The sequence below is a fragment of the Kribbella sp. NPDC026596 genome, from assembly GCF_040638415.1.
Taxonomy (GTDB): domain Bacteria; phylum Actinomycetota; class Actinomycetes; order Propionibacteriales; family Kribbellaceae; genus Kribbella.
This window is the reverse complement of record NZ_JBEZYF010000022.1, coordinates 97,770-118,362: the sequence shown is the minus strand read 5'-3', so window position 1 is coordinate 118,362 and position 20,593 is coordinate 97,770. Positions and strand designations below refer to the sequence as shown.

The window sequence follows — 20,593 nt, the reverse complement described above, 5'->3', positions numbered from 1 at the left end:
GAAGAAGCACTCGACTGCGCCTGCGGCCTCTACCTGAACGACCCCACAGCCTGGCAGCCCAAGTAACCCCCGACGAACTTACGGTGCGGACCACTTAGCGGCGGCGGTCTTGTTCACCGTCTGGTCGATCACCTCGGGCTCGGGGGTGACCGAACCACGATCCGGCAGCGCGCGGCCGGCCGGATTCGGACCCGTCGTGCCATCCGGGAAGCTCGTGCCGTTGTGCACCGTCGTACTGGCTTCCGGGTCGTTCTGCGACCGGAACGACTCCCACACTTTGGTGCCCTGAGCAACGCCGTACTTCGCTTGTGCCTCGAGCAACGCCAAGGCCGATGCGACTTCGGAGCCGCCACCGGTGCCGAAGATGCCCGCGACCACAGCCGCCGTGGCAACCACGTCGGTCACCTTCCACGGCTGCGTCGGCCAGTCGAGGCCGAGGGCGACGTACTCACCCGGATAGGCGATGCCGACGGTGTTGATGTAGTTGTTGACGCCGTCCACCCAGGCCTGGATGTCCTGCTGCAGCTTCGCGCCGTCGGCGCCGTACAGCTCGTCGGCATCGTCGTACTGACGCTGCAGATCGGCCTCCGTGTACGGCGCGGTCCGCCAGAACTCCTGCTCGAACGCACGGTTGGCCGCCGCTCCACCCGCGAACGGGGTCAGCTGGCCGCGACCGAGGTGCCGGAACACGTCCATGACGAACAGCCGGTCCTGTGCCCCGGCGTACCCGGAGCCGAACATGACGCCCTGCCGAGTGGTGCCGGTGATGTGCGGGATGCCACGGGACTTGTCGCGCACGATCGTCACGTCCGCGCGCGGGTGGACCGTGCTCGCGACGTCGTCCGGCTTCACTCCGAACGACGAGTCGTCGTAGTACGGCGCGAGGCCGTCGTCGGTGATGCCTTGGGAGTTCCAGACCAGGTCCTGGTACGGCTTCACGGTGTCGCTGAAGTGTGCCGGTCTGATCCCGAAAGCCTTGAAAGCAAGGAGATCCGTGAAGGTCGCGTTGCCGTTCTGCCCCGGCGGCAGGATGTCGCGACATTGCCCGACGCAATAGTCGGTCGGTGTGGCGAGAGCTGCTTCGGGCGTTGCCTGCGTGGGTGTGGGCAGCGCTGCGAGTACGGCGGTGATGCCGACCGCGGCGATCGTCGTACGAAGGCGGGTTCGAAGTGCGGGGCGGGGCACGGGAAACCTCCCTGGCTCGAATGAAAGTGAGAATGACTCACCAGTAGCTTTCGGGTCAAGGTTTCACACCCAGACTCTCGCCAATTGCTGACAGTGACCACTACTGTGTGGATCACCATGAGCATCCATGAGCGTTATCGGTTGAGTGTGGTGATCAACGCCAGGGGAACGTTCACCCCGCTCGGGGTGTCTCGGAGTTCCGACGGGGTGGCGGCGGCTGTCGCACAGGCACTACCCGAATTCTTTGTGATGGACGAGCTGGGTGATCGCGCCAGCGAGGCCATCGCGCAGGTGACCGGCGCGCAGGCGGGTGCGGTCGTGCACTGCACCGCGGCCGGGATCACGCTCGCCGTCGCGGCCACCATGACCGGCGGCGACCCGCGCCGGATCGCGGCGTTGCCGGACGCAACGGACATGCACCACCGGGTGGTGATGCCTGCCTGCCACGTGGTCGACTACGGCCATTCCAACCTGCAGGGCATCCGGCTGGCCGGTGCTCACGTCGACCTCGCCGGCGACGAAACCCGTTGTAGCGTTGGCGATCTGGAGGAGGAGCTCGACGGCCCGGACGTCAGTTGCCTGTTCCTCGTATCGTCGCGGCTGACGCAGGGCGAGCCGCTCGACCTCGTCGCCGCCGTACGGGCCGCGCACCGCCGCGGCGTCCCCGCGATCATCGATGGCGCGGCCCAGTTCCCGCGGATCGCCGATCTGCTGGCGACCGGCGCGGATCTGGTGCTCGTCAGCGGGCAGAAGTACCTCGGCTCCCCCACCGCCGGCCTGATCGCGGGCACCTGGCCGCTGGTTCAGGCCGTCCGTGCGCAGGAGAAAGGCATCGGCCGGGTGATGAAGCCGACCAAGGAGGCCATCGTGGGCGTCATCGCGGCCCTGGAGGAGTGGCAGGCCCTTGACCGGATGAAGTGGGAGGCCGACGAGCTGTCAAAGGTGGTCGCGTTCGCCGCGGCGGCCGAGCGCATCCCGGAGGTCACGGCCGAGGTGGTCCCGGATCCGACCGGCTTGCAGGTGTCGCGCGTACTGCTGAGGGTTCCGGACGCGAAGCGCGTCGCCACCGAGCTCGAAGCCGGGTCACCGCCGATCTACGTGATGACCGAACGGGTCGCGGAGGACGAGTTGATGCTCGAGCTCGTCCCGCTCGACGCGGACGAGATCGCGATGATCGTGGCCAGGCTCTGGGCTATCCTCACCTAAGCAAAAGGGCCCGGTTTCCCTGGTAGTACAGGAAACCGGGCCTTCCGGTTGCTCAGTGCTGGTAGGACTTCCGCTCGGTACGACGGGGTCCGTTGCTGCCGCGGTTGCCCGGACGGCTGCTGCCGAACCGCTTGCCGCCGCCACCCTTGCTGAAGCGCTGCGGCTTCGGGGCCGGCAGCTTCACCGGGTACCCGGACGGCTTGGTGCCACCGGTCAGCTCGGTGACCAGCTCGTCACCCGGACGGGCACGAACCGGCTCGGCCTTGACGCCGGCGGTCTCGGCCATCCGCATCATCCCGCGTCGCTGGTGCGGCAGGAGGAGCGTGACGACGGCACCCTTGCCGCCGGCCCGCGCCGTACGACCCGCGCGGTGCAGGTAGTCCTTGTGCTCGGCCGGCGGGTCAGCCTGAACCACTAGGCCGACGTCGTCGACGTGGATGCCACGGGCCGCCACATCCGTTGCCACGAGCACCGGCACGGACCCGTCCTTGAACTGGTCCAGCGTCCGGTTGCGGACGCCCTGGGTCAGTCCGCCGTGCAGCGCCGCGGCCATCACGCCACGGTCGCGCAGCTGGGTGGCGATCCGGTCGGCGCCCAGCTTGGTGCGGACGAACACGATGGTCCGGCCGTCCCGGCTGGCGAGCTCAGCGGTCAGCGACTGCTTATGGCCGGGCTCGATCACCAGCAGGTGGTGTTCCATCGTGCTCACCGAGGCCTGGCCGGACTCGGTCGAGTGCTGCACCGGGTCCTTCAGGTAGGTCTTCACGATCTTGTCGACGTCGTTGTCCAGAGTCGCCGAGAACAGCAGGCGCTGGCCCTCCGGCGGCGTCATGTCGAGCAGCGTGGTGACGGCCGGCATGAAGCCCATGTCGCACATGTGGTCGGCCTCGTCGAGGACCGCGATCTCCACGGCACCGAGGTCGGCCGCGCCCTGCTCGCACAGGTCGATCAACCGCCCCGGGGTGGCGATCAGCAGGTCGACACCGCGACGCAGCGACTCGATCTGCTTCGGGTACGGCAGGCCGCCGGCGATCAACTTGATCGACACGTTCATCACGTGCGCCAGCGGCTCGAGGGCGTCGTGCACCTGCATCGCGAGCTCACGCGTCGGGACCAGGACCACGCCACGAGGGCGGCGGGACTCGGTGTGGCCGCCGGCCAGACGCATCAGCGTCGGCAGGCCGAAGCCGAGAGTCTTGCCGGAGCCGGTCTGGCCGCGGCCGAGAACGTCCTTGCCGGCCAGCGCGTCCGGGATGGTCGCAGCCTGGATCGGGAACGGGGTGGTGATCCCGTCCCGCGCCAGCCGCTGCACCAGCCGCGGGGCGAGCCCGAGTGCGGCGAACTGGTTGTCCTCAGCAACAGTGCCCAGGTCGACCGGCTCTTCGCGCCGGGTGTCCTGGTTGCTCGGACGCTCGTACTGCTTGTCGTTCCGCTCGAAGCGCGGCCGGTCATCCCGACGGAACTGGGGACGGTCACCGCGGTCGTCACGGTTGTACTGCGGGCGGTCGTCGCGACGGAACTGCGGGCGGTCGCCACGGTCGTCACGCTTGTACTGCGGCCGGTCGTCACGGTTGAACTGGGGACGGTCGCCACGGTCGTCGCGGCGGTCGGTCCGGTTGGAGCCGCGGTCATCGCGGTTGTACTGCGGGCGGTCGTCGCGACGGAACTGCGGGCGGTCGCCACGGTCGTCACGCTTGTACTGCGGCCGGTCGTCACGGTTGAACTGCGGGCGGTCGCCACGGTCGTTCCGACGGTCGCTGCGGTCATTACGGTCGTTACGGTCGCCGCGGTTGTACTGCGGGCGATCGTCGCGTCCGGGCTGGGTGGCGCGCTCGGCGCGGTAGCCCTTCACCGGACGGTCAGTGCGGGAGCCGCGGTCGGAGTACTGGGAGGGGCCGCCACGGCGCTCACCGCGGGCAGCGTCGTTCCGGACGTCGCCGGTCGTCGGCGCGGACGTCTCAGCGGCCATCCGCTCGCCGTACGACTGGGTCTGGAACTTCTTGTGCCGCGGCTTCTTGATCCGACCGTCGGCCTGCTCGCCGCCGGATTCGGGGTGGTCCTGGTGGTGCTGGGTCACGAATCTCTCTCTCAACGTCACGGACGATTAGCCGGATCGCAGCCGCACGCGAGCGCCGGTCACGGAAATGACCGGAAGAGCGTGCTGAGCAGGAGACGGGCATCGACCTGCGGGTGCTATCGCGTTGCACCCATGTCGCCGGGGAACTTCAGCCGGATGCTGAAACCGACGGGTCGGAGCGCCTGGAAGTAACTCTGGTGACGCGACGCGCGCACCGACAGGCAAAAGTATACCCGACCGGGCGGCCGCTCCTGACCACCCGGCCAACTGGCAGACCAGTTGGCGGACTGGTGTGCCCGAGGCCCCTTTCTCCGCAGTTCAAGTGAGCTTGAGTTTCTGGTCTCCCGCCCTAGGGTGGCGGTATGGGAGAGGAGAACGTCCCCAGCAAGGAGCACTGGCTCTCGATCGGGGAGATCGCACATCGGTCCGGAGTAGCGGCATCGGCGTTGCGGTTCTACGAGGACCAAGGTCTGATCGACTCGCGACGGACGGCCGGCAACCAGCGGCAGTACCAGCGCAGCACGTTGCGGCGGATCGCGTTCGTCCAGGCGGCCCAGCGGGTCGGCCTCGCGCTCGCCGAGATCAAGAACGCCCTGGACTCGCTGCCCGACGACCGGACGCCGACCCGCGCGGACTGGAGCCGGTTGTCGAAGTCGTGGCGAAGCCGGCTCGACGAGCGGATCTCCGAGCTCGAGCGCCTCCGCGACGACCTCGACAGCTGCATCGGCTGCGGCTGCCTGAGCCTGCAGCGCTGCAACCTCTACAACAAGGCCGACCGCCTCGCCGAACGCGGCGCCGGCGCCCGCCTCCTCAACGTCGGCATCCCCGGCGAGTAGCCGGGGCTGGTCATATCCGGGTTGTTATGAGGGGCATAGAACGGCAGCCGTGATTCGCGGGTTATCCCCAGGGTTTTGTGGGATCTGGTGCGGAATTCGTGGAGTCTTGGCAGCATCCGGAGGTAGCGAACGGTAATCCGCCCGTCGCTATCCGCCACTGATCCGGAGTGAGGCCCTCCATGTCGCATCGCCGTATCCTGAGTTCGCTCGCGGGGCTCGCCGCCGCCGCGCTCGCCGTTCCCGCCTTCGCCGCCGCGTCCCCCACCGCCTCGGCACCGGCCACCGACTCGTCCGTCTCGACCGCCGCGACGCGTGCGGCGTACGTCGGTTCGCCGCAGGACGAAGCCGCCACCAAGGCGTTCTACGACGCCGTGATGAAGTCGGCCCGGGCCAAAATGGCCAAGCAGGCCAAGTCCGGCCAGAAGGTCGCCGCCGTCACCGTGACGTACGCCGTCGACGCGCCGAGCTTCGCGTCCCAGATCAGCTCGAGTACGCAGATCTGGAACTCCTCGGTCAGCAACGTCCGTCTCGTCGAGGGCAGCAACTACGACTTCTACTACACCGAGGGCAACGACCCGCGCGGTTCGTACGCGTCCACCGACGGCCACGGCAGCGGGTACGTGTTCCTCGACTACGCCCAGGCGCAGCAGTACGACCCGACCCGGATCACCGCCCACGAGACCGGCCACGTGCTCGGCCTGCCGGACCACTACTCAGGCCCCTGCTCCGAGCTGATGTCCGGCGGCGGCCCCGGCCCGTCCTGCACCAATCCGTACCCGGACTCCACCGAGCGCGCCAAGGTCAACGCTCTCTGGGCCAACGGCAAGACCAGCGTGCCGTCCGCGGCGTTCCACCTCTCCAAGTAACCAACCACCCAGGCCCTCCGGCCCGGAACCCGCCCGGCAGGGGACGGGTTTCCGGGCCGGAGCTCGTACTCTGACCGCATGCGGAGACGGCTGGGGATCTGCGCCGCCATGGCAACCTGCCTGGCCGGCCTGGCGGGATGCGGCGTTCCGGCCGGTGGTGCGCTCGGCGTCACCGTCGATGCCGCCGGCAACCCGGCGATCGTCGTCCAGATGTGTGAGGGGCATATCGACGGCGCGACGCTGTACCTGCCCGACCCCGATCCGGATCGGGAGCCGCCGCGGGACGAGGACGTCGGTCAGTGGGAGGTCAGTCCGGCGGTCGACGGATTCTCGCAGTTCAGCTTCGCCGAGGGCGGGAACGGCTGGCGCCTGGTCGGCACGCTGAAACCGCGCGATCTGGCGACTCGCTACACGATCTACGGCTGGACGAAGGACAACAGCTGGTCCGCCGCGCACCTCGACTTCAGCCAGCAGGACCTGAAGACCCTGAAACCCGGCACCGTGCTCGTGCCGGAGCGCGAGCAGGAAGGAAACAGGTCCGAATCCCTCGAGGATTTCAAGACGAAGACCTGTGAGGAGTGGTCCTAGCGCACCGGCCCGGTTGAGCCTCGGACGACGAGTTCGGGGCGGAAGAGGAATTCGGTGTGGGGGGTGGCGTGGCCGCGGACTTCTTCCAGTAGGGACTGGACTGCGGCGAGGGCCATGGATTGGACCGGCTGGCGGATCGTGGTCATGGGCGGGTCGGTGAACTCCATCATCGGGGCGTCGTCGTAGCCGACGACGGAGATGTCGGCGGGGACGGCGAAGCCGCGCTGGCGAGCGGCCCGGATGACGCCGAGCGCCATCATGTCGGAGCCGCAGATGACCGCGCTGACCTGCGCGTCGAGCAACTGTTGCGCCGCCGCGGCACCACCCTCGACGCCGAACATGCTCAGCGCGACCAGCGGGTTCAGATCCTCGTCGGACACCCCGAGCTGGGCCTTCATCGAGGTGCGGTAGCCGGCCAGCTTGCGCTGCACCACGATGAACCGCTCCGGCCCGGACGCGAACCCGATCCGGCGGTGGCCGAGGGCAACCAAGTGTGAGACGGCCAGCTCCATCGCGGCGTACTCGTCGGACGAGACGAACGGCGCCTCCACCGCGGGCAGCCAGCCGTTCACGAACACCACCGGCAACCGGCGCTCCACGAGCGCCTGGTACCGGGCGTGGTCGGCTCCGGTGTCCGCGTGCAGACCGGAGACGAAGATGATCCCGGAGACGCCGCGCTCCAGCAGCATCTCGACGTACTCCTCCTCGGTCGCACCGGACGGGGACTGGGTGCACAGCACCGGCGTGAAGCCGCGCTGCGACAGTGCCGACTCGATCACCTGGGCGAACGCCGGGAAGATCGGGTTGATCAACTCCGGCATCACTAGCCCGATCAGCCCCGCGGACCGCCGCCGCAACCGCGTCGGCCGCTCGAACCCGAGTACGTCGAGCGCCGTCAGGACGGACTGTTTGGTGTCCTCCGCCACCCCCGGTTTGCCGTTCAGCACCCGCGAGACCGTGGCCTCACTGACCCCCGCCTTGGCCGCGATGTCCGCCAGCCGTGCTCTGTTACTCACGCCGGGCACTGTACCCAGCCGGCCGTTGACTTTGCAGCAAGATCCTGCAAGAACTTGCAGACTGCGTGGATCTGTCCACAACGTGAACAGTACGGACACATCACACGCCGTACACCTTGTCAGGACCAGCGGGCCGGGTGAGGATAGGCGCACCCCCGCCCGGGGGCCTTTACTCGGATCGTCCGGCACGTTCCTGCCGGTGAAGGGAAGTACATCGTCATGGCCACTGTGTCTTTCAAGGCGGCAACCCGGATCTACCCCGGTGGTGACACCCCCGCCGTCGACAAGCTCAACCTCGAGATCGAGGACGGCGAGTTCATGGTGCTCGTCGGCCCGTCGGGTTGTGGAAAGTCGACCTCCCTCCGGATGCTCGCCGGCCTCGAAGAGGTCAACGAGGGTTCCATCTACATCGGCGACCGCGACGTCACGCACCGTCCGCCGAAGGAGCGGGACATCGCGATGGTGTTCCAGAACTACGCTCTCTACCCGCACATGTCCGTCGCGGACAACATGGGCTTCGCCCTGAAGATGCAGGGTGTCTCCAAGGAGGACCGCGCCAAGCGCGTGATGGAGGCGGCCAAGCTGCTGGGCCTCGAGGAGTACCTCGAGCGCAAGCCGAAGGCGCTGTCCGGTGGTCAGCGTCAGCGTGTCGCCATGGGCCGCGCGATCGTGCGTAACCCGCAGGTCTTCCTGATGGACGAGCCGCTGTCGAACCTCGACGCCAAGCTGCGTGTCCAGACCCGTACCCAGATCGCCGAGCTGCAGCAGCGTCTCGGTGTCACCACGGTGTACGTCACGCACGACCAGGTCGAGGCCATGACGATGGGCGACCGGGTAGCCGTCCTCAAGGACGGTCTGCTCCAGCAGGTCGACACCCCGCTGAACCTGTACGACCACCCGAAGAACAAGTTCGTCGCGGGCTTCATCGGTTCGCCGGCGATGAACCTGCTGACCGCGGACATCACCGAGGGCGGCGCGAAGCTGGGCGACTACGTGATCCCGCTCGAGCGCAGCCTGCTGGCCAAGGCCGGCAGCGACAAGACGCTGACCCTGGGCGTCCGGCCGGAGGCCTTCAAGGTCGCCGACCAAGGCCTGCCGGTGCACGTCGCCGTGGTCGAGGAGCTCGGCGCCGACGCGTACCTGTACGGCACCGCCGAGCACAACAACGAGCACCAGCAGATCGTCGCCCGGATCGACGCCCGGATGCCGGTCGAGAAGGGTTCGACCATCCACCTGGCGGCGCTGCCGGACAAGCTGCACCTGTTCTCCACCTCCACCGACGAGCGGCTGACCGCCTGATTCGGCAGTAGCAGTCCTACCGGCCCTGGGTGGTTCGTCCGCCCGGGGCCGGTCTGTCGTTCAGCCGGTCCGCGGGATCCATGTTGCTCTGCTTGAGCAGGTAGTGCGGACGTTTCTTCGTCTCGTAGTAGATCCGGCCGATGTACTCGCCGATCACCCCGAGCATGACCATCTGCAGGCCGCCGAGGCCGGTGATCGCCGCGATCAGCGTGACGTAGCCCGGCATCTCCACGCCGTGCAGGACCGCGACCGCGATCACCCAGACGGCGTACCCGGCGGCGACCCCGGTGAGCAGCAGCCCGACGTAGATCGCCAGTCGCAGCGGCCGGTTGTTGAACGACAGCAGCCCGTCCAGGCCGTACTCGAACAGGCGCCGGAACGTCCATCGGCTCTTGCGGTCCGACTGCTTCACGTTCTCGTACTCGAACAGGATCGACTCGAACCCGATCCAGGCGAACAGCCCCTTGGAGAACCGGTTGTACTCACCCAGCTCCAGCAACCCGTCCACGGCCCGCCGCGACAGCAGCCGGAAGTCGCCGACCCCGTCGACCAGCTCGACGTCGGCCCAGCGGTTGATCAGCCAGTAGTACGCCCGCGCGAACAGCGTCCGGGTAGCAGGGTCACCAGTTCGGGTGCGGCGGGCGATCACCTGGTCGAAGCCGCGCTCGTACTGCTCGAGCATCCGGCCGATCAGCTCCGGCGGGTGCTGCAGGTCGGCGTCCATGATCACCACCGCGTCGCCTTCGGCGTATCGCAGGCCGGCCAGCATCGCGGCCTCCTTGCCGAAGTTCCGGCTGAAGGACAGGTAGCGCACCGTTTCGTCAGTGGCTGCCAACCCGACGAGCGCGTCGAGCGTCCCATCAGTACTACCGTCGTCGACGTACACGATCTCGTACGGCCGCCCGGTGGCGACGAGTTCACGGCTGAGCGCCTCGTGGAATCGCGTGACCACCTCGACCTCGTTGTAGCAAGGCACCACTAGGCTCAGGCGCATCGTTGTGCTCATGCGCACCATCCAAGGCGAGCAGAGAGGCGGCCAGTGGGTTCGGACAACGAGGCGCAACCGCGCGCGGCAGGACCGTTACGACCGGCAGTGGTCGCCGGCGTGCTGGTGGCGGCGGTGTTCACCGCCTCCGGAATCATCCGCGGCACCTATCCCTTCGGCTCACTGTCTCGCAGTACCAACGATCTTGGCACGCAGTACATCCCTTTCTTCGCCCATCTGTGGGACATCCTGCACGGCCGCGCCCAGGGCGACCTGCTGTTCAACTGGCAGAGCGCGTTCGGCGTCGGCTTCCTGGGCGACTTCGGGGTCGTCCTCGGCAGCCCATTGTCCCTGCTGGTGGGTCTCTTCCCGCGCGACCAGATCGATCTGGCCGTCTACGTCATCACCGTCCTCAAACTGAGCCTCGCCGCCGCCGCGATGGCGGTCCTACTGATCAAGATGCATCCAGGCCCCCGCTGGGTTGCAGCGATGCTCGGTGCGTCGTACGGCGTCTGCGGCTGGGCGATCGACGACGCCGGGTACGTGCCGATGTGGCTGGACGGCCTGATCGCGCTGCCGATGTTCTTCCTGGTGGCCGAGTGGTCACTACGCCGGACCAACAGGCTGCTCAGTGTGCTGGTGGTCGCGGTCTTCTGGCTGTCCAACTTCTACACCGCCTACATGGCAACGATCGCGGCTGGACTGTATCTGCTCGCTCGACTGCTGACCAGCGACCTCGGCTGGATGCTGGGACTGCGGGCGGTGCTGCGTCACGGTATCTCGTTCGTGCTCGGCATGGCGTTGGCCGCGCCCGTCCTGCTACCGGTCCTCACCGCCAACGACGCCGCGACGCCGTCGCCGGCAGGTGTCTTCCAGCCGTCGCCGCTCGACCTGTTCCTGTCCCGCCTGCTCCCGCTGTCCGAGGGCGTCGGCCGGACCGCGAGCCTGTACGTCGGAACCGTCGCGCTCCTGCTCGCCCTGACGATGCCCTTCAACCGCTTCGTCCCCTGGCGGACCAAGGCTGTCTGGGTGGTGACGACCGTCCTGCTGACGCTGTCGTTCCGCTGGCCGCCGACGCAGGAGTTGTGGCACGGCTTCGACACCCCGAACGGCAGTCAGTACCGCGAGGCCTTCCTGCTGTGTGGCGTCATCATTGTGCTCGCCTGGCTGGCGGTCGCCTATCGCCTGCCGGGGCCGATCGAGTTGTTGGGCGGCGGCGTGCTGCTGGCCGTGATCGCCTGGCTGTCCGACGGCAGTCCGCTGCTGACCCAGCACGCGTTGACCGTGCTGATCGCCTCCGGCGCCGTGACGGTGGTTGTGTTCGGCGCCATTTGGGTGATCCGCCGAGCTCCCGCGGTGCGACGTACGAAGTGGCCGGTGGCAGCCGCGTTCGCGATCCTGATGGTCGTCGTCGCGGTGGAGACCACGTGGACCGCGGTGATCACCGACGAGCAGCGGTCGAAGGTGCTCGGCGCGTCGGCGACGGCGTGGGACGACGCGCAGGCCCAGCGACGCGCCACGATCCTGGATGCCAGCAACTGGCCGAACTACCGGGCCGACCCGGGAACGTCGGGGACGCCGAACGATCCGCTGCTTCTCGGCGGGCAGGGCGCCGGCCTCTACAGCAGCCTGCTGCCGTACTCGCTCAACCAGACGCTGACCGGTCTCGGCTTCGGCTGGTCCGGCTACGGCCGCGCGTCGCACGACCTCGACAACCCGGTGACCGACGCGATCTTCTCGATCGGGGCCAAGCTGCAGCTCGGGAAGGACGGCCCGCACATCACCCGGTCCGAGGTCCCGCAGCTGGTCACGGTCCGCCGGCGACTCGGCGCGACGGCCTCCTCGAACGCGTACGTCGCGCAGGAGCGGCTGCTCGGCTCAACGGTGTACGAGGTCCCGGAGTACAAGGGCAAGAGGCTCACCAACGGTGACGTGAAGCTGGTCGCACAGTGCACAACGGGTACGACGGCCGTCCTCTACACGCCCCGCGTGGGCGGCCGGGCGCGGTTGGCCGATGGCCAGTGGCACGAGCTGTCCGCGACCCGCCGGCCAGGGATCAACACGAGCAGCGCGATGATCCAGCTGGGCACCGTGCCGAAGTCCGGGTTCGTGCAGATCGAGATCGCGTTCAACGAGGAGCCGCAGCGCATCGAGCCGACCGGCGCGATCGGTTGCCTTGATCAACAAGCGCTCGCGAGGGCCGTGCGGCGACTGCGGGCGAGCGGGGCGACAGACGTGAAGGCCGGCGGTCACTCGATCAGCGCGACGCTACCGCCCGGCAGCAGGGGGGTCGCCGTGGTCGCCGTACCGAAGGTTGCAGGTTGGAAATGCTCGGCCGGGGACGGGAAGGCCCAGACTCCGCGGAACTACGGAGGCCTGGTCGCGGTACCGCTGACCGGTAACGAGGACCGGATCAACTGCACCTACATGCCGCCCGGCCTGCGCCGCGGCCTGGCGATCGGCGCGGCCGCCGCCGCGATCACGCTCGGGCTCGTGCTGCTCGGATGGCGGCGGCGACGCGTCAGGAGTTGATGTCCCGGCGCTGGAACACCCCAGCGCCGAGTAGGACCAGGGCGACCGTCAGCGCACTCAGGTACCAAGCGCCGTGCTCGAACGACAGCGTCTTCTCGATGCTCTCGCACACGTAGCTGCCGTCGCTGCCGGTCTTGCACTGATTCAGGTAGTACGTCGCGTCGTGCCGGACGAACGCGTCGAAGTTCAGCTTGATCAGCCACGGCTGCGCCTGGTTGAGGAAACTGCCGAAGACCCCTTCGATCAGGACCAGGTACCCCATCACCACCCCGATCGCGGCCGCTGTGTGCCGCAGCAGTAGCCCGGTGATGCCACCGATCGCGGCGCCCAGGGCCGTCACGACCACGGCCCGGCCACCCGTCGCGACGAGATCACCCCAGACCTTGCTGGTGGTGGTGGAGGTGTCACCGAGCTGAGCGACGATCAGATACGTGCCGAGCATCAGGATCGCGAGGACACCTGCCCCGACCGGCACGAACCCGATGGCGGCGGCGAGCAGCTTGCTGCCGTAGACCCGGAGCCGACGCGGTTCGAACGTCAGCCAGTTGCCGATCGCGCCGGTACTGAACTCGGCCCCGACGAAACTCGCCCCGATCAGGAACGCCGCGAAGACGAGCAGGTACGACGACCCGAGCAGCAGCTCCGGCATCAGCTGGGCGAATACCGTCGGCGGTTTGCCGTAGTCCTCGAGCTTCGGCTCCGGATAGGCGCACATGTCCTCGATCTTCGGCTTCGGATCGGGCTGGTTCTGGTAGTCCGCCTCGCACATCTTCTTGCTCTCGGCGGCGTGCTCGACCCAGTCCTTGTGCGCGAACTCGTACTGCCGCTGCGCCCCCGCCTGGTCGAGCGCGGACTGCGGCCGCGCGTCGAGCCAGGTGGCGAACAGCAGGAACGCGATGATCAGCAGCACCCCGACGACGCCGATCACGGTCAGCCGGCGGGAGGTCAGCCGCCGCAGCTCGACGCCGGTCAGGCGGAGCATCACAATCCCTCGCCTTCGGTCAGCTCGAGGAACACCGACTCGAGGTCGGCCCGGACCGGGACCAGCTCGGACACGTACAGCTCCTGGTGGGCGAGGCGGCGAGTGACGTCGGCGGGGTGCGCCGCGCCGTCGACGAGCAGGTAGTTGCCGTCGGCGCGCACCGTCATCCCGGCCGCGGCCAGGATCCGGGTCGCGGCCTCGTGGTTGTCCACGGCAACCTTGACGGTGGTCGCCGTACCGCCGCCGATCACCTCGGCGACGGTGCCGGACGCGAGCAGCCGGCCGTGGCCGATGATCGAGACGGTGTCGGCGACCTGCTCGACCTCGGCCAGGATGTGGCTGCTGACCAGCACGGTCTTGCCCTGGTCGCCGAGCGCCCGCATGGTCTCGCGGATCTCCCGGATACCGGCCGGGTCGAGGCCGTTCGTCGGCTCGTCGAAGATCAGCAGGTCCGGCTCCTTCAGCAGCGTGGCCGCGATCGCCAGCCGCTGCTTCATCCCGAGCGAGTACCCGCGGTACCGGTCCTTGCCGCGGTCACCGAGCGACGTCTGCTCGAGCACCTCACCGACCCGCGTGCGCGGCGTGCCGATCGCCGCGGCCAGCAGCTCCAGGTTCTTCCGGCCGGTGAAGGCCGGGAAGAACTTCGGTGACTCGACGATCGCACCGACCCGGCCGACGACCTCCGGCAACTGGGCCGGCACCGGCTTCCCGAACACCGTCATCGTCCCGGCGTCGGCGCGGATCAGCCCGAGCAGCATCCGGATCGAGGTGGTCTTGCCGGACCCGTTCGGCCCGAGGAAGCCGTGCACTCCCCCGGCCGGCACCTCCAGGTCGAGCCCTTGGACCGCCACCACCTTCCGGCCCCGGCGGGTCCGGTACGTCTTGCGCAGTCCGCGCGTACTGATCGCCGCTTCCGGCATCCCGCACCCCCTCTCGTCAGTGAGCAGACGCACAGAGTGACAGGTTTGTTGGGCGAGTGCATGTCTCCCCAGTCTGGTCCAATATTGAATGGATACTGTCAACCGAAGGAGCTGGTCGTGAACGCTCGCCCCCCGCTGCCCCCGTTCACCGAGGAGACGGCGATCCAGAAGGTCCGCGCCGCGGAGAACGCGTGGAACAAGCAGGACCCGGAGGCCGTCTCGCTCGCCTACACGCCGGACACCGCCTGGCGGAACCGGGACGTCTTCGTCAACGGCCGGGCCGAGGTCGTCGCGTTCCTGACCCAGAAATGGCGCCGCGAGCTGGACTACCGGTTGATCAAGGAGCTGTGGGCGTTCACCGGCAACCGGATCGCGGTGCGGTTCGTCTACGAGTGCCACGACGCGGCCGGCCAGTGGTACCGCTCACACGGTAACGAGAACTGGGAGTTCGACGAGAACGGGCTGATGCGGATCCGGCGGGCCAGCATCAACGACCAGGCAATCGCCGAGTCCGAGCGGCTGTTCCACTGGGCGTCAGGCCCACGTCCCGACGACCACCCGGGGCTCACCGACCTCGGGCTCTGACCCCACTGAACCAAGTACCCCCTATGGGTATCCGCGCAGGACTTGCGCTGGATACCCATAGGGGGTACTTTCGTGCTGTCGACATACCCCCGAGGGGTAGCCAGAGGAGCGAGAGATGACCGACGCCGACGCCCATGTGCACGGGTACACCGCCGAGAAGACCAGCCACCTGAAGCGGCTGCGGCGGATCGAGGGCCAGATCCGCGGCCTGCAGCGGATGGTCGAGGAGGACAAGTACTGCATCGACATCCTGACCCAGGTGTCGGCCGCCACCAAGGCACTGCAGTCGTTCTCGCTGGAGCTGCTCGACGAGCACCTCTCGCACTGCGTGGTCGAGGCCGCGCAGAAGGGTGGCGCCGAGGCCGAGGAGAAGGTTCGCGAGGCCTCCGACGCGATCGCCCGCCTGGTTCGCAGCTGAAAACATCCATCCCCCACCGCCGCCGAGGGCGGCGTGTTCTTCAGGAGCTGATATGACCACCACGACCTACTCCGTCACCGGGATGACCTGCGGGCACTGCGCCGCGGCCGTGACCGAGGAGATCGGCAAGCTGACCGGTGTCCAGCAGGTCAGCATCGACCTGAACGCCGGCGGCACCTCCGCCGTCCACGTGACCAGTGAGTCCGCTCTCGACGAGGCCGCCGTTCGCGAAGCCGTCGACGAGGCGGGCTACGAACTGGCCGCGTCGTGAACCGGGCCGCCGCGCTCCGGCTCGGCGCGTTCGCCGGTGCGCTCGTGCTCGCCTTCGGGGCGGCGTTCGCGATCGGCTCCGCGGTCGACCCGATCGCGGCGGCCGACACCGCGTCCAGCACCCCTGCTGCCCACGGAGAAGAGATGGGCGGCATGGAGCAAGCCGAGCATGACGAGGGCGGGCAACTGCCCGGGCTCGCGGTCTCCGACGCCGAGTACACGTTCACCCCGGCGACCACATCCTTCCAGTCCGGCGCGAAGACCCAACTGCGCTTCACGATCCAAGGACCCGACGGCAAGCCGGTCACGCAGTACACCAAGACCCACGAGAAGGACCTGCACCTGATCGTGGTCCGGCGTGACCTGTCCGGCTTCCACCACGTGCATCCGAGGATGGACGCGACCGGGGCCTGGAGCATCCCGCTCACCTTCACCTCCGGCGGGACCTGGCGCCTGTACGCCGACTTCCAGGCGGCCGGCCAGGACCGGAAACTCACGCTCGGCACCGACGTGAACGTCTCCGGCTCCTACACCCCGGTCCCGCTGGCCAAGCCGGCGAGCACCTACAGCGTCCACGGGTACGACGTGACGCTCCAAGGCAGTCCGGTGGCGGGGAGGGAATCCGAGCTGACGTTCCAGATCAGCCGCGGCGGCACACCAGTCACCGACCTACAGCCCTACCTCGGCGCCTTCGGCCACTTGGTCTCGCTCCGTGGCGGGGACCTCGCCTACCTGCACAATCACCCCGCCCAGCACGCGGACCCAGGCATGAACGGCGGCCCGGCGATCACCTTCGGGACCACCTTCCCCACCGCCGGGACGTACCGGCTGTACCTGGACTTCCAGCACGCAGGTGCGGTCCACACCGCCGAGTTCACCGTAGAGGTTCCGTCATGACTGTGCTTTTGGCCGGGCCTTCGGCACCGGCAGGGTCATGGGGCTTTGACTCCCGGCCTTCCCTCGTCGCTCCAGTCGCTTCGCTCCCTGCACTCCTCAGTCCAGGCCGGGAGGTCCCATGACCAACACACAGACCGGGCAGTCCGTTGAGCTCATCATCGGGGGTATGACGTGCGCCTCGTGCGCGGCTCGGGTGGAGAAGAAGCTGAACCGGATGGACGGCGTCACGGCGACCGTCAACTACGCCACCGAGAAGGCGAAGGTGACGTACGCGGACGGGATCAGCACCGACGACCTGGTCGCCACCGTCGAGAAGACCGGCTACACCGCGAGCCTGCCGGCACCGGCCGTCGAGCGTTCGGATGACGAGCCTGACGAGCTGAAGCCGCTGCGGGACCGCCTCATCGCGAGCATCGTGCTGACCGTGCCGGTGGTCGCGTTCGGGATGATCCCGGCACTGCAGTTCGACTTCTGGCAGTGGGCGTCGCTGACGCTCGCCTTCCCGGTGGTGACGTGGGCGGCCTGGCCGTTCCACAAGGCCGCCTGGACGAACCTGCGGCACGCCGCCACGACGATGGACACCCTGATCTCGCTGGGCGTGGTGAGCTCGTTCCTCTGGTCGCTGTACGCGTTGTTCCTCGGCGGCGCGGGTGAGCCCGGCATGAAGATGCCGTTCACCCTCATTCCGTCCCGCGGCACCGGCGCGGAGGAGATCTACCTCGAGGTCGCGACCGCCGTGACCACGTTCATCCTGGCCGGGCGCTACTTCGAAGCCCGCGCCAAGCGCCGGTCAGGGGCCGCGTTGCGCGCCCTGCTGGAGCTGGGCGCGAAGGATGTCGCCGTACTCCGCAATGCGTCGGAGACTCGGATCCCGGCGGACCAACTGGTCGTGGGTGACGAGTTCGTGGTCCGCCCGGGCGAGAAGATCGCGACCGACGGGGTGATCGTGACGGGCAGCAGCGCGGTCGACGCCTCGATGCTGACCGGCGAGTCCGTGCCGGTCGAGGTCGGACCAGGCGACGCGGTCGTCGGCGCGACCGTCAACGCCGGCGGGCGCCTCGTCGTCCGGGCCACTCGGATCGGCGCGGACACGCAGCTGGCGCAGATGGCCCGGCTGGTCGAGGACGCGCAGAACGGCAAGGCCGAGGTGCAGCGGCTGGCGGACAAGGTGTCCGGGTTCTTCGTGCCGATCGTGATCGGCCTCGGGCTGGCCACGCTGGGCTTCTGGCTCGGCAACGGTTCACCGGTCGAGGTCGCATTCACCGCGGCGGTCGCCGTACTGATCATCGCCTGCCCGTGTGCGCTCGGGCTGGCCACGCCGACCGCGTTGATGGTCGGCACCGGCCGGGGTGCGCAGCTGGGCATCCTGATCAAGGGGCCGGAGGTGCTCGAGTCCACGCGCCGGGTCGACACCGTCGTACTGGACAAGACGGGCACCGTGACCACGGGCCGGATGGAGCTGGTCGACGTACTGCTGGCTCCCGGGCAGCAGCGGGCCGACGTACTGCGGTTGGCCGGGGCGCTGGAGCACTCTAGTGAGCACCCGATCGCGCAGGCGATCGCTCGCGGCGCCACGGCCGAGGTCGGCAAACTGCCCGAGGTCGAGGACTTCGGGAACGTCGAAGGCCTTGGTGTGCAGGGCATCGTCGACGGGCACGCCGTACTGGTCGGCCGCACGCGGCTGCTGGAGGAGTGGAGCCAGTACCTGCCGGAGGACCTCGCGCACGCCAAGGAGCACGCGGAGGCCGAGGGCAGTACGGCGGTCGCCGTCGGCTGGGACGGGATGGCGCGGGCCGTGCTGGTCGTCGCGGACACCGTCAAGCCGACGTCGTCGCAGGCGATCGCTCAGTTGAAGTCGCTGGGTCTGCGACCGGTCCTGCTGACGGGTGACAACGAGGCGGTGGCGTTGAAGGTGGCCGGCGAGGTGGGCATCGACGAGGTGATCGCCGAGGTCCTGCCGGCCGGCAAGGTCGACGCGGTGAAGAAGCTGCAGGACGAGGGTCGCGTGGTCGCCATGGTCGGCGACGGCGTCAACGACGCGGCTGCGCTGGCCCAGGCCGACCTCGGCCTGAGCATGGGCACCGGCACCGACGTGGCGATCGAGGCCAGCGACCTCACCCTGGTCCGCGGCGACCTCCGGGCCACGGCCGACGCCATTCGCCTGTCCCGCCGGACACTGCGGACCATCAAGGGCAACCTGTTCTGGGCCTTCGCCTACAACGTGGCCGCCCTACCGCTGGCCGCGGCCGGGCTCCTCAACCCGATGCTCGCCGGGGCCGCGATGGCCTTCAGTTCGGTCTTCGTAGTCTCGAACAGCCTCCGCCTACGCCGCTTCCGGCCACTTACCTGATCCACGCCGTACTGTCGCCGGCCAGCCTCCCGTCCTCCAACGGGACGCTGGCCAGCAGCAGTTCCTGGTGCGGTGGGAGATCGATCGGCTCGGAGGTCAGGTTCGTCACCGAGATCAGGCTCTCGCGGCTGAACGCGAGTACTCCGGGCTGTGTGTCGAGCCAGGTGAGCGTTCCGTCACCAAGGTAGCTGCGGCGCAGGTGGAGTCCGGTGCGGTAGAGCGTGAGCATCGAGTTCTGGTCGTGCTGCTGGGACTCGACGGTCAGGTTCTTCCAGTCGGCGGGTTGCGGGAGCCACGGCGTACCGGTGCCTGTGTTGAAGCCGAAAGGTGGCTCCTTGCCGGACCACGGTAGGGGGACTCGGCAACCATCACGTCCGCGATCGGTTCCGCCGGACCGCGTGAAGATCGGGTCCTGCAGCAGCTCGTCGGGAAGGTCTTCGACTTCCGGCAGCCCGAGCTCCTCGCCCTGGTACACGTACAGGCCGCCAGGCAGCGCCATGGCGAGCAGGGCAGCCGCGCGCGCACGCCGTTCGCCGAGGACCAGGTCGGTACGCATCCCGTGCTTGCGGTCCTGATGCGAGAACGACGTGTCCGCCCGGCCGTACTTCGTCACCGGGCGGGTGACGTCGTGGTTCGACAGCACCCAGGTCGCCGGTGCACCGATCGGGACGTGGGTCGACAGCGTCAGGTCGATGGAGGCCTTCAGCTCGTCGGCGTCCCACGGGCGGGACAGGAAGTCGAAGTTGAACGCGGTCTGCATCTCGTCCGGCCGCAAGTACAGGGCGAACCGTTCCTGGTCCGGCATCCACATCTCGCCGACCAGGAACCGGTCGGCGTACTCGCCGGTGATCCGCCGCCAGCCGCGGTACACCTCGTGCACCTCGTCGTGGTCGGTGTACGACTCCTCGACGCTGTCCAGGTCCTTGAACAGTACGGCGGCACTGTCGATCCGGATCCCGTCGACGCCACGGTCCAGCCAGAACCGCAGGATCGCGTGGAACTCCTCGACCACCTCGGGGTTGCGCCAGTTGAAGTCCGGCTGCTCGGGTGCGAACAGGTGCAGGTACCACTCACCGTCCTCGACCTGCGTCCAGGCGGGACCGTTGAAGATCGACTGCCAGTCGTTCGGCGCCCGGTCATCACGGCCTGGCCGGAACAGGAACCGCTCGCGTTCGGGTGAGCCCGGGCCGGCCCGCAACGCCTGGACGAACCAGTCCTGCTGGTCGGACCCGTGGTTCGGGACGATGTCGATGATCGTGCGGATGTTCAGCGCGTGCGCCTCCGCGATGTACGCCTCGGCCTCGGCCAGGGTGCCGAACGCCGGGTCGATCGCGCGGTAGTCGGCGACGTCGTACCCGCCGTCGGCCATCGGGGACGGGTACCACGGGTTCAGCCAGATCGCGTCCACGCCGAGCTCGGCCAGGTACGGCAGCTTCTGGCAGAGCCCGGCCAGGTCGCCGATCCCGTCACCGTCGCCGTCGGCGAAGCTCCGCAGGTACACCTGGTAGATCGCGGCTCCACGCCACCATTCGTCGGCCATCAAATCTCCTTAACCTTTCAGGCTTCCAGCGGTGAGACCCG

The 20,593-nt window shown here is 68.4% G+C and carries 18 protein-coding genes; 11 read left to right on the top strand and 7 right to left on the bottom strand.

From position 1 onward, the window contains the following. Nucleotides 1–78 precede the first annotated feature (78 nt). On the bottom strand, nucleotides 79–1,185 hold the full coding sequence (locus tag AB0E63_RS20335) for a penicillin acylase family protein (RefSeq protein WP_360368117.1): 1,107 nt from the start codon (nucleotides 1,183–1,185) through the stop codon (nucleotides 79–81). A gap of 117 nt (nucleotides 1,186–1,302) precedes the next feature. Here AB0E63_RS20335 and AB0E63_RS20330 point away from each other — a divergent pair, with 117 nt between their 5' ends. Further along, nucleotides 1,303–2,391 carry an aminotransferase class V-fold PLP-dependent enzyme gene (locus AB0E63_RS20330; RefSeq protein WP_360368114.1) on the top strand — a complete coding sequence of 363 codons (1,089 nt, stop codon included), beginning with the start codon at nucleotides 1,303–1,305 and terminating at the stop codon, nucleotides 2,389–2,391. 52 nt (nucleotides 2,392–2,443) lie between these two features. Here AB0E63_RS20330 and AB0E63_RS20325 read toward each other — a convergent pair whose 3' ends face one another. Beyond that, entirely contained in the window at nucleotides 2,444–4,468 is a 2,025-nt protein-coding gene (locus AB0E63_RS20325; protein WP_360368111.1) for a DEAD/DEAH box helicase, read from the bottom strand. Nucleotides 4,469–4,830: 362 nt separating this feature from the next. On the opposite strand from AB0E63_RS20325, the gene soxR reads away from it, so the two are divergent. The 3 genes from soxR to AB0E63_RS20310 all read left to right on the top strand — a co-directional run bounded on the left by soxR (nucleotide 4,831) and on the right by AB0E63_RS20310 (nucleotide 6,758). Beyond that, the gene (gene soxR / locus AB0E63_RS20320; RefSeq protein WP_360368108.1) at nucleotides 4,831–5,304 is read left to right on the top strand and encodes a redox-sensitive transcriptional activator SoxR; all 474 of its coding nucleotides are present in this window, start codon (nucleotides 4,831–4,833) and stop codon (nucleotides 5,302–5,304) included. 179 nt (nucleotides 5,305–5,483) lie between these two features. Continuing rightward, nucleotides 5,484–6,170 carry a snapalysin gene (gene snpA / locus AB0E63_RS20315; protein ID WP_360368106.1) on the top strand — a complete coding sequence of 229 codons (687 nt, stop codon included), beginning with the start codon at nucleotides 5,484–5,486 and terminating at the stop codon, nucleotides 6,168–6,170. A 78-nt stretch (nucleotides 6,171–6,248) separates the two neighbouring features. Continuing rightward, complete coding sequence (locus AB0E63_RS20310) at nucleotides 6,249–6,758, top strand: hypothetical protein (protein WP_360368103.1); 510 nt, start codon at nucleotides 6,249–6,251, stop codon at nucleotides 6,756–6,758. On the opposite strand, the gene AB0E63_RS20305 is transcribed toward AB0E63_RS20310, so the two are convergent. After that, nucleotides 6,755–7,774 (bottom strand): LacI family DNA-binding transcriptional regulator, encoded by a 1,020-nt coding sequence (locus AB0E63_RS20305; RefSeq protein ID WP_360368100.1) that lies wholly within the window; start codon nucleotides 7,772–7,774, stop codon nucleotides 6,755–6,757. The two genes, AB0E63_RS20310 and AB0E63_RS20305, sit on opposite strands and share 4 nt — an antisense overlap. Nucleotides 7,775–7,993: 219 nt before the next feature. Here AB0E63_RS20305 and ugpC point away from each other — a divergent pair, with 219 nt between their 5' ends. After that, nucleotides 7,994–9,073 (top strand): sn-glycerol-3-phosphate ABC transporter ATP-binding protein UgpC, encoded by a 1,080-nt coding sequence (ugpC, locus tag AB0E63_RS20300; protein ID WP_360368097.1) that lies wholly within the window; start codon nucleotides 7,994–7,996, stop codon nucleotides 9,071–9,073. 16 nt (nucleotides 9,074–9,089) lie between these two features. On the opposite strand, the gene AB0E63_RS20295 is transcribed toward ugpC, so the two are convergent. Next, nucleotides 9,090–10,079: a glycosyltransferase family 2 protein gene (locus AB0E63_RS20295; RefSeq protein WP_360368094.1), complete on the bottom strand. Its 990-nt coding sequence runs from the start codon at nucleotides 10,077–10,079 to the stop codon at nucleotides 9,090–9,092. 33 nt (nucleotides 10,080–10,112) lie between these two features. On the opposite strand from AB0E63_RS20295, the gene AB0E63_RS20290 reads away from it, so the two are divergent. Further along, entirely contained in the window at nucleotides 10,113–12,590 is a 2,478-nt protein-coding gene (locus tag AB0E63_RS20290; protein ID WP_360368091.1) for a YfhO family protein, read from the top strand. Here the strand turns inward: AB0E63_RS20290 and AB0E63_RS20285 are convergent. Both AB0E63_RS20285 and AB0E63_RS20280 read right to left on the bottom strand, forming a co-directional pair. After that, nucleotides 12,580–13,572 (bottom strand): ABC transporter permease, encoded by a 993-nt coding sequence (locus AB0E63_RS20285; protein WP_360368088.1) that lies wholly within the window; start codon nucleotides 13,570–13,572, stop codon nucleotides 12,580–12,582. The genes AB0E63_RS20290 and AB0E63_RS20285 overlap by 11 nt on opposite strands. Next, nucleotides 13,572–14,492: an ATP-binding cassette domain-containing protein gene (locus tag AB0E63_RS20280; RefSeq protein ID WP_360368085.1), complete on the bottom strand. Its 921-nt coding sequence runs from the start codon at nucleotides 14,490–14,492 to the stop codon at nucleotides 13,572–13,574. The genes AB0E63_RS20285 and AB0E63_RS20280 overlap by 1 nt, the downstream gene beginning before the upstream one ends. A 117-nt stretch (nucleotides 14,493–14,609) precedes the next feature. Here AB0E63_RS20280 and AB0E63_RS20275 point away from each other — a divergent pair, with 117 nt between their 5' ends. The 5 genes from AB0E63_RS20275 to AB0E63_RS20255 all read left to right on the top strand — a co-directional run bounded on the left by AB0E63_RS20275 (nucleotide 14,610) and on the right by AB0E63_RS20255 (nucleotide 19,012). Continuing rightward, nucleotides 14,610–15,077, top strand: coding sequence for a nuclear transport factor 2 family protein (locus AB0E63_RS20275; protein WP_360368082.1), 468 nt, complete (start codon nucleotides 14,610–14,612; stop codon nucleotides 15,075–15,077). A gap of 136 nt (nucleotides 15,078–15,213) precedes the next feature. Then, complete coding sequence (locus AB0E63_RS20270) at nucleotides 15,214–15,495, top strand: metal-sensitive transcriptional regulator (RefSeq protein WP_329006139.1); 282 nt, start codon at nucleotides 15,214–15,216, stop codon at nucleotides 15,493–15,495. Between the two features lie 52 nt (nucleotides 15,496–15,547). Next, a complete protein-coding gene (locus AB0E63_RS20265; protein WP_360368079.1) occupies nucleotides 15,548–15,766 on the top strand; it encodes a heavy-metal-associated domain-containing protein in 219 nt (72 codons plus the stop codon). Further along, nucleotides 15,763–16,662, top strand: a complete 900-nt coding sequence (locus AB0E63_RS20260) for a hypothetical protein (protein ID WP_360368076.1) — start codon at nucleotides 15,763–15,765, stop codon at nucleotides 16,660–16,662. The genes AB0E63_RS20265 and AB0E63_RS20260 overlap by 4 nt, the downstream gene beginning before the upstream one ends. Before the next feature lie 118 nt (nucleotides 16,663–16,780). Further along, nucleotides 16,781–19,012 (top strand): heavy metal translocating P-type ATPase, encoded by a 2,232-nt coding sequence (locus tag AB0E63_RS20255; protein WP_360368073.1) that lies wholly within the window; start codon nucleotides 16,781–16,783, stop codon nucleotides 19,010–19,012. Here AB0E63_RS20255 and AB0E63_RS20250 read toward each other — a convergent pair. Further along, nucleotides 19,005–20,552: a glycoside hydrolase family 13 protein gene (locus AB0E63_RS20250; protein WP_360368070.1), complete on the bottom strand. Its 1,548-nt coding sequence runs from the start codon at nucleotides 20,550–20,552 to the stop codon at nucleotides 19,005–19,007. The genes AB0E63_RS20255 and AB0E63_RS20250 overlap by 8 nt on opposite strands. Nucleotides 20,553–20,593: the final 41 nt, after the last annotated feature.

Excerpts from the sequence above, each read along its gene's own strand:
- AB0E63_RS20330 (WP_360368114.1), top strand. The coding sequence starts at position 1,303 with ATGAGCATCCATGAGCGTTATCGGTTGAGTGTGGTGATCAACGCCAGG.
- soxR (WP_360368108.1), top strand. The coding sequence starts at position 4,831 with ATGGGAGAGGAGAACGTCCCCAGCAAGGAGCACTGGCTCTCGATCGGG.
- snpA (WP_360368106.1), top strand. The coding sequence starts at position 5,484 with ATGTCGCATCGCCGTATCCTGAGTTCGCTCGCGGGGCTCGCCGCCGCC.
- AB0E63_RS20310 (WP_360368103.1), top strand. The coding sequence starts at position 6,249 with ATGCGGAGACGGCTGGGGATCTGCGCCGCCATGGCAACCTGCCTGGCC.
- ugpC (WP_360368097.1), top strand. The coding sequence starts at position 7,994 with ATGGCCACTGTGTCTTTCAAGGCGGCAACCCGGATCTACCCCGGTGGT.
- AB0E63_RS20295 (WP_360368094.1), bottom strand. The coding sequence starts at position 10,079 with ATGAGCACAACGATGCGCCTGAGCCTAGTGGTGCCTTGCTACAACGAG.
- AB0E63_RS20285 (WP_360368088.1), bottom strand. The coding sequence starts at position 13,572 with ATGCTCCGCCTGACCGGCGTCGAGCTGCGGCGGCTGACCTCCCGCCGG.
- AB0E63_RS20280 (WP_360368085.1), bottom strand. The coding sequence starts at position 14,492 with ATGCCGGAAGCGGCGATCAGTACGCGCGGACTGCGCAAGACGTACCGG.
- AB0E63_RS20265 (WP_360368079.1), top strand. The coding sequence starts at position 15,548 with ATGACCACCACGACCTACTCCGTCACCGGGATGACCTGCGGGCACTGC.
- AB0E63_RS20255 (WP_360368073.1), top strand. The coding sequence starts at position 16,781 with ATGACCAACACACAGACCGGGCAGTCCGTTGAGCTCATCATCGGGGGT.
- AB0E63_RS20250 (WP_360368070.1), bottom strand. The coding sequence starts at position 20,552 with ATGGCCGACGAATGGTGGCGTGGAGCCGCGATCTACCAGGTGTACCTG.